The organism is uncultured Roseobacter sp. (genome assembly GCF_947496515.1).
In the GTDB taxonomy this organism is placed as follows: domain Bacteria; phylum Pseudomonadota; class Alphaproteobacteria; order Rhodobacterales; family Rhodobacteraceae; genus Roseobacter.
Genome location: NZ_CANMDB010000001.1, coordinates 250,621 through 265,860, shown reverse-complemented (window position 1 = coordinate 265,860; position 15,240 = coordinate 250,621). Strand labels below are relative to the sequence as shown.

Genomic DNA, 15,240 nt, shown 5'->3' with positions numbered 1-15,240 from the left:
TTAGGCCTTTGATGCCTGACGGTAGGGCGCAACACTCTCAGCACAGCGCGGTTTGAACGGGATCACCTTTGCCCCGAAACCGTCGGGCGCGGGCGGCTGTGAAGTCCCCCGCTGCCGCAGTGTCTCTGGCAGTTCGCATCCCACCTGCTCCAACACGAGGCGCGGATTGCGCGCCCGTCGCATGGACGCATGTACCTCCATCTCGAACTGCACCATGTCTCCTGCATCAAAGAATGACCCGGAGTGCCACGCATCGTCGCCGGCGTTCAGAAACGCCAAGTCGCCTTGGTCTTCGCACCAAATGACCGCCTTGCGGTCAGATGGGTCGCTCCAGAGAACAACGCCCATCATAGTCGTACCCACTTATTTTTTTTCTACTCTCAAGCGTACCAAGAAGTTAACCTCCCAGCCCATCATAAAAACAGGAGCGTACGCTTGGAATTTGTGTCGCGGATGGGTATAATTGACACAAAGTTGAGCGATTTTTGACGCTGTTTCGCGTCACATCGGTGCTAAACCTTTCGGATAAATGGCGCAGGACCTGTTTCTGCCACAAAATGAAGTGCCAGCAAGATGGCTGAAGGAACAGAATTGCTTTGACGGCAAGATCACCCTCTGAATTGCGCAACATGTTCGGTGCCAACCTGCGGGTCCTTTCATCGGACTACCCGTCGGTCTCCGCGCTTGCGCGGGACCTTGGCATCAACAGAACGCAGTACAATCGCTATCTCAGCGGCGAGAGCTTTCCGCGCCCGGACGTGCTGGCGCGTATCTGTGATTTTTTCTCGGTGGACGCCCGTGTGCTGCTGGAATCGGTGGATGACATCCGCGCGGGCAATGACCCTGCCGCCAGCGCCTACATGAGCGAATTCATGGGGACCGGCGTTCAAGTCGTCTCCGAAGAAGCATTGCCGAGCGGTTTTTACCAGTTTGCCCGCCGCAGTTTTGTCAACAACGACGAATACGCGCGCGGCGTTGTCCTGATCAAACGCCAGGGCGAGAACACGTTTCTGCGTGGTTTTGAGCCCAAGATCGCCATGGCCATGCAAGGTATTCCGGCCGATGCAAAGGCCCGGGAATACCGCGGTTTTGTCATGAATATCGAAGACGGCTTTGCGGTAACTGTGGCGCGGCGCAATGCGATGACGGCATCTTTCAACTATCTCAGCCGCGTCACCTCGTTTCAGAATAACTTCTGGGTTGGATATGTGGCGCGCACCGTCCGCGAGAACTCCGCCAGTGTCCGCATGACCCGGCTGGTCTATGAATACATCGGTACGGAAATAGCGCGGATATTGCCGCTCGCCCGGCGATCGGGCTTCTGCAAGCTCGAAGACTTGATGCCGTTTCATCAGCGTCTGCTTCAGCCCGAGGACAGCTTTCGTTAGGACACGGACCCGTTGGCGCGGCTAAACCCCCAGGTATTGATCGGCGATCTCATGCGTCACCGCATCCATGGCGCCGGACCAGACCACGCTGCCGCGCTCCAGAATAACGCCGCGATCCGCGATCTGCCGCAGTTCCGTCAGAGATTTGTCGACCAAAAGGATGGTCATATCGCCTCTGGTTTTGAGCGCTCGGATCGCGGCCCAGATCTCCTGGCGGACAACCGGCGCGAGACCTTCGGTGGCCTCATCCAACAGCAAAAGCCGCGGGTTGGTCATCAGCGCCCGTCCGATCGACAGCATCTGCTGCTCCCCACCGGACAGAGAGGCGGCAGACTGGCCTTGCCGCTCCTCCAGCCGCGGAAACAGTCGCGCCACTGCCGCAAAATCCCACGACCCAGGCCGCGCCGCGGCAATCAGGTTCTCAAACACCGTCAGATTTGCAAAACAACGCCGCCCCTCGGGCACCAGCCCCAAACCGGCGCGCGCGGCCTTGTGGGCCGGAAGGGCGCCAAGGTCTTGTCCTGCAAAGCTGACCTCTCCTCGGTCATGTTTCAGCAAGCGGCAGATCACCTTGATCGTGGTGGATTTGCCCATGCCGTTGCGGCCCATCAACGCACAGACCTCGCCTTCGGCCATGTCCAGATCCACACCGAAAAGGGTCTGTGACGCACCATAGGAGGCCTCAACGCCCCGCAGCGTCAGAAAGCTCATGCGGGATCCTCCTCCCCCAGATAAGCAGCGCGCACATGCTCATTGGCGCGGATTTCAGCAGCGGTCCCCGTGGCAATGATCTGACCGTAAACCAGCACCGAAATACGGTCCGCCAGCGCAAAAACCGCATCCATGTCATGTTCCACCAACAGGATCGGGGCTTGCGCGCGCAGCGTGTCCAGAAACGCCGTCATCCGTTTGGAGCCCCGGGTGCCCAATCCCGCCATGGGTTCATCCATCAGGAACGCGCGGGGCTTGAGGGTCAGCGCCACCGCAACCTCCAGCAGCCGTCGCTGACCGTGGCTCAGCTCTGCGGCGCGGGTGGTCGCCTGTGCCTCCAGCCCGACGCGGGCCAGCGCATCAAGCGCGGTTTGGCGCAGATCCGCATCGCCCATGACCGGTCGAAAGAACCGCCAGACGGTGCCCCGCGCCCCGAGCGCGCCGAGCATCGCGTTCTGCAGTGCGGTATACTCCATCGCCAGCGAGGAAATCTGAAATGTCCGCCCCAGCCCTGCTCGCGCGCGCGCCACCGTCCCCATGGCAGTCACATCCCGACCGTCGAACCAGATGCTGCCCGCGTCGGGTGCCAGCCCGCCCGCGATCTGCTTGATCAGGGTGGATTTTCCGGCGCCGTTCGGTCCGATCAACGCGTGGATCTCACCTGGATGCAGCGTCAGCGACACCGCGTCCGTTGCCCTGAGTGCGCCAAAGGACTTGACCAACCCCCGCGTCTCCAGAAGCGCTTCAGTCATGGGCCACGTCCCGCCCGGCCAACGCTCCGATCAGACCGCCACGGGCAAAAAGCACCACACCGAGCAGCAGCAATCCCAGATAAACGTGCCAGAAATCGCTCAACCCGCCCAGCACATGCTCCAACAGGATAAAGAGCGCGGCCCCTGCCACAGGGCCAAAGAGCCGCCCGACCCCGCCCAATATGACAAAGATCATGATCTCGCCCGACATGTGCCAGCTGAGCATCGTCGGGCTGACAAAGCGGTTCAGATCGGCAAAGAGCGCGCCTGCCAGCGCCGTGATCGCCCCCGAGATCACGAACGCCAGAAGCCGCAGCCCGTAAGGCGACAGGCCTATCGTCTCCACCCGTTCGGGATTTTGCCGCGCCGCTTGCAAAGCGAGCCCGAAAGGCGATGCAGCCAGTCGCCCCGCGATCAGCAACACAACGCTGAGTACAGCGAACGCAATGACGAAGAACTGGATGGGATCGAGCGTGTTCATCCCGGGAAAGCCGTTGCGGACGTAGATGGACAACCCATCCTCCCCTCCGTAGGCGGGCCAGCCGACAGCAAAGTAGTAAAGCATCTGCCCGAACGCGAGCGTGATCATGATGAAGTAAACACCCGTGGTGCGCAGGCTCAACGCTCCGATCGCAAGGGCTGCAAGCGCCCCCGCAACCACCGCCACAAGCCAGATGATGGGCATCGACTTGGTCCCTTCGATAACGACGGGCACCTGCATCAGGGGTGTGAAACTCTGCGCGTGTGATGCGAGAATGCCCATGGCATAGCCACCGATCCCGAAGAACGCCGCATGCCCCAGGCTGACCAGCCCACCAAGGCCGAGCGCGATGTTAAGCCCCACCGCCGCCAGCGCCAGGATCGCGGCCTTGGTCGCCAGCGTGATGATAAACGGCTCATCCAGCAGCAGGGCAGCCACCGCCGTGACCGGCAGCATCACGAAAAGAAGGATGTTCAGCAGTCCTGCGCGGGTCATCTCAGGCCCGCCCGTAGAGGCCCGTGGGCCGAAAGATCAGCACCGCGGCCATGAGGATATAGATCGCCATCGAGGCGAGCGACGCGCCTACCGCTGTAGCCGCAGCAGGGTCCATGAAGGTCGCGAAAAGGCCGGGCAGAAGAACACCGCCCAGCGTATCCGTCAGCCCCACCAGCAGCGCACCGACCAGCGCTCCCTTGACCGACCCGATGCCACCGATGACGATGACGACAAAGGCCAGGATCAAAACCGGCTCTCCCATGCCGACCTGTACGGACTGGATCGCGCCGACCAGCGCGCCCGCGAGCCCCGCCAGCGCGGCGCCAAGCGCAAAGACAGCCGTGTAGAGACGCCAGATGTCAACGCCGAGCGCTGCGATCATCTCCCGGTCACTCTCGCCCGCGCGAATACGGATGCCCAGACGGGTTCGGCTGATCAGCAGGAACAGCCCCACAGCGACCGCGAGACCAATGGCGATGATCAGCAGCCGGTACGCCGGATACTGGATCCCGCCAGGCAGGCTGACCGGGCCGGCAAGCGCCGCAGGAATGTCGAGAAACAGAGGAAAAGACCCAAAGATCCAGCGGGTCCCTTCGGAAAAAATCAAGATGAGCGCAAAGGTCGCCAGAACCTGATCCAGATGGTCGCGGTCATAAAGCCTGCGGATCACCACAAGCTCGATCAGCGCACCCGCCGCTGCAGCCGCCGCAAGGCTCGCCACGAGCGCCAGCAGGAACGATCCCGTCGCGCCCGCCACCGCCGCCGCCGCGAAGGCGCCGATCATGTAAAGCGAGCCATGTGCCAGGTTGATCAGCCCCATCACGCCAAAGATCAGCGTCAGCCCGGCCGCCATCAGAAACAGCATGACACCGAATTGCAGACCATTGAGGATCTGCTCGATCAGCAAAAGCGTGGTCATGTGCGAACGGCTCCGCAGGCAGGTCGGGCAGGCTGCCGCCCCTGAAACGGGACGGCCGCAGGAAGGATCAGTAGCTGCACTCTGCCGCGTAGACATCACCGTGATCGGTCAGGCTGGCGCCGATGATCTTGTTGGTGAAGACGTCGCCTTCCTGAATGACCTCGCGCACGTAGTAGTCCTGGATCGGATGCTGGTTGGGGCCGAAGCTGAAATCACCGCGAACACTGTCGAAATCGGCCTCGGCCAGTGCCGCACGGAAGGCGTCGGTATCTGTCACCTCAGCCTTGGCCATGGCACTCAGGATCAGATTGGCCGCGTCATATCCCTGGCTTGCGTAGAGCGACGGCAGGCGGCCATATTCGGCCTGAAACGCCTCGACAAAGGCCGCATTGGCCGGGTTGTCGATGTCCTTGTTCCATTGCGAGGTGTTCTTGATCCCCAGGGCCGCCGCGCCTACCGCTTGCAGGATCCCCTGGTCAAAGCTGAAGGCAGGCCCCACCACGGGCAGATCAATCCCGGAGCCCGCGTATTGCTTGAGAAAGGAAATGCCCATGCCGCCAGGCAGGAAGAAAAAGACGGAGTCCGCCCCGCTCGCCCGGATCTGCGCAAGCTCCGCCGCATAGTCGGTCTGTCCCAGCGACGTATAAAGCTCGCCTGCCAGCTCGCCCTCATACATCCGCTTGTAGCCGGTCAGCGCATCCTGGCCTGCCGGATAGTTGGGCGCGAGGATAAAGGAATTGCTGTAGCCCGCGTCATTGGCATAGGCCCCTGCGGCCTCGTGCAGATTGTCGTTCTGCCAGGCCACGTTGAAGTAGAGCGGATGACACCCCCGACCGGCAAGAGCGGACGGACCTGCATTTGGCGAGATATAGAACTTGCCCTGCGCCGTTGCCGCGGGGATCACGGCCATGGCGAGGTTGGAAAAGATGATGCCGGTCATGATGTCCACCTTTTCGGATTGGATCATCTTGTCGGCCAGTTGCACGGCGATCTCGGGTTTGCGCTGATCGTCCTCGATCACGACGTCCAGCTTGTCGTTTCCGGCCATCTTCGCGGCCAGCATGAAACCATCGCGCACATCGATGCCAAGACCCGCGCCACCACCTGACAGGGTGGTGATCATACCGACCTTGACGGACCCCGCATGTTCGTCCGCGATGCCTGACGTGGCCGTGGCGGCCAGTGCCGTCGCGAGGATCAATGATTTGAAGTGCATGTGGTCTCTCCCTTTGTCTCCGGGTGTCTTGGTCACCCTTCGGATTCTTTTGCGCAAGTTTGAACAGCCGAGCCTGGATTGTCCATCGTGCACTGAAGTCCTCTCCCCGACCCGCGCTACCTTGGCTTTCAACAGGTTGATTGTTTGCCCTTACGCTGGAGTATGTGGGGTTGGTGCCGTGCAACGACCGGGCCAGCTGTGTGGAGGCACCTCGGTCACGGGCCGTCGTGTGCGACCTGTGCTGAAATCCAGAGCATTTAGCGACCTGTCCATCAGCACAGGTACGATGTCTTCGCCAATGAGAACGGTTGCCACGCCAACATTGCCGGTTTTATGCGCGTTTCACACCGCTTGAACGCATTTTCCGCGGTCCAATACTCTCAGGGTGTGATTTTAGGGCGCCCATAGCACACCGCGATCACAGGGACCATTTGGAACGCGACCTGCCGGGCGCGGCGCGAGATCGTCATCGGCCGCGTCGGGAACCTATTGCACCCGGCCCTTGCCAAAGACGCTCTTTGAAATCGATGGTGCACCCAAACAGGCAAATCAGTCCGGCTGGACAGCCACGTGATCGGTTGTCACCGTGAAAAAGGCCGTGGAACTATCCAGGGCCTTTTGCCATGAGGCTGCTCGCCGTTTACTTTGCGAACAGTTCGGTCAGCGTTACTCTGCAGCACTCGGGACGGCAGCCTGCGCTTCCAATTCCTCGGCCTTACGCTCCACCTGTTCGACGATGTGCTCGATCATCTCGTCATTGCCCATCTTGTGGCTCTGCTTGCCCGCAAGATAGACCATCCCGGATCCCGCGCCCCCCCCGGTAAACCCGACATCTGTCATCAACGCCTCGCCTGGGCCATTCACCACACAGCCGATAATGCTGAGGCTCATGGGCGTCTTGATATGCTCCAGCCGCTTTTCCAGAGCCTCGACCGTCTTGATGACATCAAAGCCCTGACGGGCGCAGCTGGGGCAGCTGATGATGTTGACACCGCGGTGGCGAAGACCAAGCGATTTCAGGATCTCGTAGCCTACCTTGACCTCCTCAACCGGATCGGCAGAGAGGCTCACACGGATGGTATCACCGATGCCCATCCAGAGAAGATTTCCCAGCCCGATGGCCGATTTGATCGTGCCCGACATCAGGCCTCCCGCCTCGGTGATGCCCAGATGAATGGGCGCATCCGTTGCCTCGGCCAGTTGCTGATAGGCCGCGGCGGCCATGAAGACATCCGATGCCTTGCAGCTGATCTTGAACTCGTGAAAATCGTTGTCCTGCAGGATCTTGATGTGATCCAGACCGGATTCCACCATCGCGTCCGGGCATGGCTCACCATATTTGTCGAGCAGATGCTTTTCCAGGCTGCCCGCATTGACCCCAATGCGCATCGAACAATTATGATCCCGTGCCGCCTTGATGACCTCGCGAACGCGCTTTTCGTCGCCGATGTTCCCGGGATTGATGCGCAGACACGCGGCGCCAGCTTCTGCTGCCTCGATCCCGCGCTTGTAGTGGAAATGGATGTCAGCGACGATCGGCACCGATACCTCGGCCACGATCTCCCGAAGGGCCTTTGACGAGGCCTCGTCCGGGACCGAGACGCGCACGATGTCCGCTCCCGCGTCTGTCGCCGCCTGGATCTGAGCAATCGTCGCCGGCACATCTGTGGTCAGCGTGTTGGTCATGGTCTGCACGGTGATGGGCGCATCCCCCCCAACCGGGACATTGCCAACCATGATCTGCCGGGAGGTCCGCCGGTAGATGTTGCGCCACGGGCGGACATGGTTGAGGGACATCGTGGCAATCCTATGCAGTAAAGGTGCTGCTAGGATAGAGGCTCCGGCGGGGGGTCGCAATGGCTTCATCGCGTCAGGTGGTCGCGGTAGACTGGCGCGCAAATCGGGCGGTTGGCTTGGGATGTCAAAAGCGATGCACAGTCAAAGATCGGGAGGAAGTCTAACCGCCGGTTCCGAAACCATCTCAGTATGGGTCGGCAAATGCCCATGACACAGACCAGCACATGTGCTGGGCAGTTGATATCAAGGGAGATGATCGCCACACACTGCCAGCGCGTACCTTTTGATCACGCACTCGGTTGGGCCTTCCCACCGATGAAATAGCCTTAGCGCTACTCCGATGGGGTAGCGGCAGGTGTCTGCAACTCCACCACTGTTGTCGCAAGGGCTTCGTCGGAGGCCAAATCTGCAACAGTGTAGCGGGACTTCAGCGTCTCCACATCAAGCGCCAGGCGGGATGTGACCGTACCGGTTTCGCCGACGGGTCCGTAGTACTCGCCGCTCATGGAGAAATAGATCGCACCGCTTTCGCCGGTGCGCAGGGTGGCTGGCGCCTCCGAAGCAGGAGCGTCCCATACTTCACCGGGTTCCATAATTGTTTCGTAAATGACGGTGCCATCGGCCGCCGTGATCCGGACCCAGGAAGGGCGGACAGCAACCATGCGCAACGCAGGACCTCTATCCTTGACCACCTGCGGCACCACGCCGGGTGCCTCTGCCAGAGACTGCGACACAGCGTGATCAATGGCGCCCGCAAAGCTTTGCTCGGCTGGCACGTCGGGCTCGGGCGTCTCTGCGCGCGCAAAAAGGCCAGAGGAGCGAGGATCAATGGTCGAGATCGGCGCATCACGCGCCACCAGCACCGGCACATCAAGGGCTTGTGGGCGGTAGAGCCTGTCCAGCGCCTCGGCCCGGGGTTGATCCATGGCGGTGGGGGCTGCTGTGCTGGTCGCATCCGGTGCGGCCGACAGAACGCCGTCCAAAGGATCAAGGTCCGACAGCACGATCGGCGCCTGCTCAACCGGTGCGACCTGCACCCGCTGCACCTCTTGCAGGACGGAATAGCTGCCAAAGCCAATCGCGCCAATCAGGGCGAGCAAGACCAGCGACGATCCAATCGCGCTTGGCTCGATCCCGGCAAAGAACCCTTCTCGCGTGGGCACAAAAGGCGTGCCGGGCCTGTTGAACATGTCTGCGTCCATAGAGCGCCCCCGCGCCTCCTCTCGACCCGATTTCTTAATGACCGACGCCTTGGAAGACATTCCATGGGCGACGGCAAAATTACTCTCAGCGCAGAAGGTCTCGAAGGCCTCGTCAGGATCCATGCCCAGATAACGCGCATAGGATCTGACGTAGCCGGCGATGAAACCGGGGGTATCAAAAGCATCGGGATCGCAGTTTTCAATGGCAGCGATATAGGCGGCCTTGATCCGCAGCTCGCGTTGCACATCCAGGAGCGATTTGCCCATGGTGGCCCGTTCACCGCGCATGACGTCACCAAGCCGAAGTTCGAAGTCATCGAACCCCTTACGCTCAACATCGTCCTTGACACTCTTGGAGTGCTTGCGCCCAATCATAGTCTTGCCCTATGTCCCCGAAGCTGCCTAACGCCTCCGTCAGGCTGAGAATCGTCCCCACGATTCGTACCTGACCTGTTGTTTATGCTAGGTTAACACAAGACAACTGCAAATTCATCCCGCGGGATGCTAGCCAACCGCTTCGGCGCGATTTAGCGCACAATGCGACCACAGCGCGTCCATTGCTTGCACCAAAGCATCCATTTCCCGCGGACCGTGTACCGGCGACGGGGTAAACCGAAGCCGTTCCGTGCCTCTTGGTACGGTCGGGAAGTTGATGGGCTGGACGTAAATTCCGTGATCTTCCAAGAGCATATCGCTCAGCATCTTGGTATGGACCGGATCACCGACCATCACGGGAACGATATGGCTGCCATGATCAATGATCGGCAAACCCAACCCTTTGAGCCGCATTTTGAGAATGCGCGCCTGGGTCTGATGCGCCTCGCGCAGGTCGGGCGCCGTCTTCAGAAAAGCAACCGATGCAGCAGCCCCGGCGGCCACCGAAGGCGGTAAAGAAGTCGTAAAGATGAACCCCGGCGCATAGGAGCGGATGGCGTCGCACATCTTGGCCGATGCGGCGATATAGCCACCCATGACACCGTAGGCCTTGGCCAGCGTGCCGTTGATGATGTCCAGGCGGTGCATCAACCGGTCCCGTTCCGCGACCCCTGCCCCGCGCGGGCCATACATGCCGACGGCATGCACCTCATCGATATAGGTCAGCGCGTTGAACTCGTCTGCCAGATCGCAGATCGCCTGGATCGGGCCGAAATCACCGTCCATCGAATAAATCGATTCAAAAGCGATGATCTTTGGCACCGCCGGATCATCCGCCGCCAGCAACTCTCTGAGGTGCTCCACGTCGTTGTGTTGAAAGATCCGCTTGGCACCGCCGTTGCGCCGCACGCCCTCGATCATGGACGCGTGATTGAGCGCGTCCGAATAGATGATGAGACCGGGAAAGAGCTTCGGCAACGTGGACAGGGTGGCATCATTGGCGATGTAGGCAGAGGTGAACAGCAGTGCCGCTTCCTTGCCGTGGAGATCTGCCAGCTCCGCCTCCAACCGTTTGTGATAGACCGTGGTGCCCGAGATGTTCCGGGTGCCGCCGGAGCCTGCGCCAGTGGCATCCAGCGCCTCGTGCATGGCGGAGAGCACGACCGGATGCTGGCCCATACCCAGGTAATCATTGCCGCACCAGACCGTGACCGACTGACGGCTGCCATCGGGGCGTGTCCGGGTCGCGTGCGGGTAATGGCCCTTGTGCCGTTCGATATCGATAAAGGTCCGGTAGCGGCCTTCATCGTGCAAACGTGCCAAGGCCTGATCCAGCTTGTCGTCGTAGCTCACCCGAATTCTCCTCGCCGTGATCCCGGGCCGCGGGACCACAATTGGAATCTTTCTAAACCCAATATAGGCGCAGGAATTAAGGTTCAATGACCCTGCGCTGCGCACCATGTCGCAGGCTAACGCTCGGTCGGGTATTTTCAGCGTTTTTCCCAAGGTCGCAGCACTGGGATCCAGCGCTTGCCCTCACCCGCGCCGCTGCTAGGCTGCGGCAAAATTCAAAGGAGCCGCCCCATGTCCATCGACGCAGTCCTCGCCCGCATTGATGCCGATCTGCCCGCTGCCATGGCGCGACTGATGGCGCTGCTGCGGATCCCGTCGATCTCGACCGATCCGGCCTATGAGGAGGCCTGTGACCGTGCCGCGGACTGGCTGGTTGCCGATCTGCAAAGCCTCGGGGTCCACGCGGAAAAACGCACCACCCCCGGGCATCCGATGGTCGTCGGTCAAACGGACGGCACCGGGCCACATCTGCTGTTTTACGGGCACTATGACGTCCAACCGGTTGATCCAATTAAGTTATGGGAGAGCGATCCGTTTGATCCCAAAGTGGAGGAAACCGCCAATGGCCGGGTGATCCGGGGGCGCGGGTCCTCTGACGACAAAGGCCAGCTGATGACGTTTATCGAGGCTTGCCGAGCCTGGAAGGATGTCTATGGCAGCCTGCCGTGCAAGATCACGTTCTTCTTCGAGGGAGAGGAGGAGAGCGGCTCGCCCTCTCTGGTGCCCTTCATGAAAGAGAACGCGGACGAGCTGAAATCCGATCTTGCGCTGATCTGCGATACCGGGCTTTTTGAAAGCCGCACCCCCGCCATCGTGACCATGCTGCGCGGGCTGCTCGGTGAGCAGATCACCATCACCGGACCGCGTATCGACCTCCATTCGGGGATGTACGGTGGCATCGCCATAAACCCCGCACGGGTGATGGCCAAGGTGCTGGGCGCACTGCATGATGAGCAAGGCCGGGTGACGGTTCCGGGCTTCTACGACGGCGTGCCGGACCTGCCCGACGACATCGAGGCGCAGTGGCAGGGGCTCGCATTTGATCATGCGAATTTTCTCGAGACCGTAGGTTTGGCGGATCCTGCGGGCGAGCAGGACCGCACGCCGCTGGAGATGATCTGGTCCCGGCCCACCTGCGAGATCAACGGCATGTGGAGCGGCTATACAGGCGAAGGGTTCAAGACGGTGCTGCCGTCAAAAGCACAGGCCAAGGTGTCGTTCCGGCTGGTGGGGGATCAGGACCCGCTGGCCATCCGTGACAGCTTTCGCACCATGGTCCGCGACATGCTGCCCGCCGATTGCGAGGTCAGCTTTGATGACCACGGGGCCAGCCGGGCGTCGGTCACCTCCACGCAAGATCCCGCGTTTGACGCCGCGCGCCGCGCGCTCAGCGCAGAATGGGAGGTGCCAGCGGCCTATGTCGGCTGCGGCGGCTCCATCCCCATTGCAGGCCATTTCCACAACATTCTCGGCACGACACCGATGCTGATCGGCTTTGCCAAGGACGACGACGCGATCCATTCACCCAATGAGAAATACGACGTGGAAAGCTTTCACAAGGGCATTCGCAGCTGGGCCCGGATCCTCGCGGCACTGGCACAGGACGGCGCCGGTGACTGACCCGTTCACCCCGCAGGTTCTGGAGGCCGCGGGGCAGCGGATCTGCTATGCGCAAACAGGCAAGGGGCCGCCACTGATCCTGTTGCACGGGTTCCCGCAGACCCATGCGATGTGGCGCGCGGTGGCGGGCAGCTTAAGCACGGATTTCACGGTCGTTGCACCGGACCTGCGCGGCTACGGTGACAGCGGCAAGCCCGAGGGCACCGATGCCTACAGCTTTCGGCACATGGCGGAAGATGTCTGAAGGCTGATAGACGCGCTCGGTCACGACAGGTTCCACCTGGCGGGACACGACCGCGGCGGGCGGGTGGCGCACCGGCTCGCGCTGGACGCACCGGAGCGGGTCGAGACCCTGACTGTCATGGACATCGTGCCCACGCATCTTTTGCTGAATGATCTGTCGCGCGAGGTTGCCGCCGCCTATTATCACTGGTTTTTCCTCGCCCAACCCTACCCCTTCCCGGAACGGATGATTGTGGCGGATCCGGACAGCTACTTTGAACGCTGCCTGCTGGGGTGGGGTGCCGCGACGCTGGAGGATTTCGACCCGGACGCGCTGGCAGCCTACCGGCATGCCTGGCGCCAGCCCGAAACGATCCGCGGCATGTGTGCCGATTACCGTGCGGCGCTCACGCTGGATTTCGATCTGGATGCGGCGGATCTGGGGCGGCAGGTCACCTGCCCCGCGCTTGTGCTCTACGGTGCGCAGGGCGTGATGGCGGATCACTACGATGTGCCCGCCACCTGGGCCCAGCGGCTCAGCCAGATGGAAAGCGCCGCGATCTCAGGCGGGCATTTTTTCGTGGATCAGTCGCCGGACGAGACCGTGGCGACACTGAAGGATTTTCTGATGCGCCACTCTCAGACGCGCGGCTGAGCACCGGCCAAAAACTGAAAAAGGGACCCGAGAGGATCCCTTTTCAAGCAGCGGTGGCGCGGTTGACGGGGCTCGAACCCGCGACCCCCGGCGTGACAGGCCGGTACTCTAACCAACTGAGCTACAACCGCCCACTGCACGCGCCACAGCACTCTGCGCCGCGTTGGGACGTCTTAGGCGGCGTCCGTGGGCACGTCAAGCAGATTGGCGCCTCGTTCCGTCACTTTTTTGGTGTGCGGTGGCCACGCGTGCTGTCAACGGACCACGGGCCCGTCCCGCAGGATCTGCTGTGCCAGCGACTGGCCCCAGCGGGCGTAGATCGCAGCACCGGGGTGAAAGCCGTCGCGCGCCATCTGAGCGCTGTCCAGCCCCCAGTCCGGCACGAACAACCGCACCGAAGGGTCATCGGCACAGTCCGACCGCAATGCCTCCCACATGGCCCTCGCCTGAGCACCGAGCAGGTTGGCCAAGGGTTGTGGCAAAGCGGGAAACGCGTCCAGAGGCGGCATGGCGGTGACATAGATCCGCTGCACACCAAAACGGCTCCGCAGCACGTGGTGCAGCGCTCGCGTTTGCGCGACCCAGCGGCGCGGGGCAACCAGCCGCGTGGCGTCATTGACACCTAGAGCCGTCACCGCGATCACGGCCTCTTCGGGGGCGGATCGGTCCAGATAATCTACCATGCGCGCGGTCGTCATCCCGGTGCGGGCCACCAATTGCCAACGTACCGAATAGTGATCGGCGAGACCTCGGGTCAACTGCCCCGACAAGGCGCTTTCTTGGTCGGAGACACCAACCCCGGCAGCCGAGGAATCCCCGACAACCAGCAAAGAAAGCGGCTCTCCGGTACCAACCTCTCCGCTGCGGGGACCCGCCGCCTCCGGCAGCCGTGGCGTGCGCCGGATCACCTGCACCGCTTGAGCGCCAAGCACCGGAGCCAGCAATATCTGGCGGACCCGCTGGATCATGCCGGGGCTCTGGGTTCCAGAGCACCCGAAATCACGGTCAGCACAGGTATTCGGCTTGCTTCACGTACATCGTGGCCAGCCTGTCTCAGCGCGTTGGCAGCGGGATGAATTCATCCTCATCCCCCAGTGGCAGTTGAAACCGCCCGTGCGCCCAGTCGCCCGCCCGCCATGCTTCCTTGGCGGCGTCAATACGGTCCTTTGAGGAGGCCACGAAATTCCACCAGATGTGACGCGGCCCCTCCAACGTCGCCCCGCCCAGCAGCATCAGCCGGGCACCTGCGTCGCCCGCCACAAGCGTTATGCCGTCGCCCGGGCGAAAGACCATCATCTGCCCGGCCTCGAACCGCTCTCCCGCGACCGTGATTTCGCCGGAGACGACATAGACGCCCCTGTCCTCGTGATCGTCCGGCAGGGGAATGCGGGCGCCCGGCTGCAACAGCGCGTCGGCATAGAACATCTCCGAATAGGTCTTGACCGGGGCCGTTTCGCCGTAGGCCGTCCCGAGGATCAGACGCACCTGTTTGCCCTCCCCGTCGAGCATTGGCAGGCTGTCCTTGGGCGCATGCTCGAACGCGGCGGCATCATCCTCCGCCGCCTCGGGCAGCGCCACCCAGGTCTGGATCCCGAAAAGATCATGCGGGCGCGTGCGAATGTCACCATCGGTCCGTTCGGAATGCGTAATGCCGTGGCCCGCCACCATCCAGTTCACCGCGCCCGGTTCGATCCACTGATCCGTGCCAAGACTGTCACGGTGATGGATCTTGCCCGTGTAAAGATAGGTGACAGTCGCCAGCCCGATATGCGGATGCGGACGCACGTCAATCCCCTTGCCGGTCACGAATTCCGCGGGGCCCATCTGGTCAAAAAAGATGAAGGGACCGACCATCTGCCGTTTCGGTGCAGGCAAAGCGCGCCGCACCTCAAAGCCACCGAGATCACGCGCCCGGGGCACGATGACCGTCTCAATCGCATCCACGGCATCGCCTGTCGGGCAATCGGGATCAAGCGCGGGGTTCCAGCTCACCGGGTTTCTCCTCTGCCAGCCTCCTTGAAAACATACCGGACGCAGCAGCCAGCGCAACGTCG

13 protein-coding genes, 1 tRNA gene and 1 pseudogene are annotated in these 15,240 nt (G+C 61.8%); 3 read left to right on the top strand and 12 right to left on the bottom strand.

The genetic code is table 11. The features are described from left to right. Nucleotides 1-348 (bottom strand): hypothetical protein, encoded by a 348-nt coding sequence (locus tag Q1A53_RS01335; RefSeq protein ID WP_299962190.1) that lies wholly within the window; start codon nt 346-348, stop codon nt 1-3. A gap of 281 nt (nt 349-629) precedes the next feature. Between Q1A53_RS01335 and Q1A53_RS01330 the strand changes: the two genes are divergently transcribed. Continuing rightward, the gene (locus tag Q1A53_RS01330; RefSeq protein WP_299962188.1) at nt 630-1,388 is read left to right on the top strand and encodes a helix-turn-helix transcriptional regulator; all 759 of its coding nucleotides are present in this window, start codon (nt 630-632) and stop codon (nt 1,386-1,388) included. A gap of 21 nt (nt 1,389-1,409) precedes the next feature. Here the strand turns inward: Q1A53_RS01330 and Q1A53_RS01325 are convergent, their stop codons facing one another. The 8 genes from Q1A53_RS01325 to hemA form a co-directional block, all read right to left on the bottom strand. After that, complete coding sequence (locus Q1A53_RS01325; RefSeq protein ID WP_299962186.1) at nt 1,410-2,099, bottom strand: ABC transporter ATP-binding protein; 690 nt, start codon at nt 2,097-2,099, stop codon at nt 1,410-1,412. After that, a complete protein-coding gene (locus Q1A53_RS01320; RefSeq protein WP_299962184.1) occupies nt 2,096-2,851 on the bottom strand; it encodes an ABC transporter ATP-binding protein in 756 nt (251 codons plus the stop codon). The genes Q1A53_RS01325 and Q1A53_RS01320 overlap by 4 nt, the downstream gene beginning before the upstream one ends. Continuing rightward, nucleotides 2,844-3,827, bottom strand: a complete 984-nt coding sequence (locus Q1A53_RS01315; protein WP_299962182.1) for a branched-chain amino acid ABC transporter permease — start codon at nt 3,825-3,827, stop codon at nt 2,844-2,846. The genes Q1A53_RS01320 and Q1A53_RS01315 overlap by 8 nt, the downstream gene beginning before the upstream one ends. A gap of 1 nt (nt 3,828) precedes the next feature. Then, nucleotides 3,829-4,746 (bottom strand): branched-chain amino acid ABC transporter permease, encoded by a 918-nt coding sequence (locus Q1A53_RS01310; RefSeq protein WP_299962180.1) that lies wholly within the window; start codon nt 4,744-4,746, stop codon nt 3,829-3,831. Nucleotides 4,747-4,813: 67 nt separating this feature from the next. Next, a complete protein-coding gene (locus Q1A53_RS01305) occupies nt 4,814-5,962 on the bottom strand; it encodes an ABC transporter substrate-binding protein (protein WP_299962178.1) in 1,149 nt (382 codons plus the stop codon). 666 nt (nt 5,963-6,628) lie between these two features. Beyond that, nucleotides 6,629-7,759: a flavodoxin-dependent (E)-4-hydroxy-3-methylbut-2-enyl-diphosphate synthase gene (gene ispG, locus Q1A53_RS01300; protein WP_299962176.1), complete on the bottom strand. Its 1,131-nt coding sequence runs from the start codon at nt 7,757-7,759 to the stop codon at nt 6,629-6,631. Between the two features lie 332 nt (nt 7,760-8,091). Next, a complete protein-coding gene (locus tag Q1A53_RS01295; RefSeq protein ID WP_299962174.1) occupies nt 8,092-9,336 on the bottom strand; it encodes a helix-turn-helix domain-containing protein in 1,245 nt (414 codons plus the stop codon). Between the two features lie 129 nt (nt 9,337-9,465). Beyond that, nucleotides 9,466-10,689, bottom strand: coding sequence for a 5-aminolevulinate synthase (hemA, locus tag Q1A53_RS01290; protein WP_299962172.1), 1,224 nt, complete (start codon nt 10,687-10,689; stop codon nt 9,466-9,468). Nucleotides 10,690-10,920: 231 nt separating this feature from the next. On the opposite strand from hemA, the gene Q1A53_RS01285 reads away from it, so the two are divergent. Both Q1A53_RS01285 and Q1A53_RS01280 read left to right on the top strand, forming a co-directional pair. Continuing rightward, nucleotides 10,921-12,309: a M20/M25/M40 family metallo-hydrolase gene (locus Q1A53_RS01285; RefSeq protein WP_299962170.1), complete on the top strand. Its 1,389-nt coding sequence runs from the start codon at nt 10,921-10,923 to the stop codon at nt 12,307-12,309. After that, nucleotides 12,218-13,186 (top strand): annotated as a pseudogene (locus tag Q1A53_RS01280) (alpha/beta hydrolase). Before Q1A53_RS01285 ends, Q1A53_RS01280 begins: the two are co-directional and overlap by 92 nt. A 54-nt stretch (nt 13,187-13,240) precedes the next feature. Here the strand turns inward: Q1A53_RS01280 and Q1A53_RS01275 are convergent. From Q1A53_RS01275 to Q1A53_RS01265, 3 genes are all read right to left on the bottom strand, one after another. Next, a tRNA-Asp gene (locus tag Q1A53_RS01275) sits at nt 13,241-13,317 on the bottom strand. A gap of 123 nt (nt 13,318-13,440) precedes the next feature. Continuing rightward, on the bottom strand, nt 13,441-14,154 hold the full coding sequence (locus Q1A53_RS01270) for an SGNH/GDSL hydrolase family protein (RefSeq protein ID WP_299962168.1): 714 nt from the start codon (nt 14,152-14,154) through the stop codon (nt 13,441-13,443). Nucleotides 14,155-14,239: 85 nt separating this feature from the next. Further along, entirely contained in the window at nt 14,240-15,178 is a 939-nt protein-coding gene (locus Q1A53_RS01265) for a pirin family protein (RefSeq protein ID WP_299962167.1), read from the bottom strand. Nucleotides 15,179-15,240 lie beyond the last annotated feature (62 nt).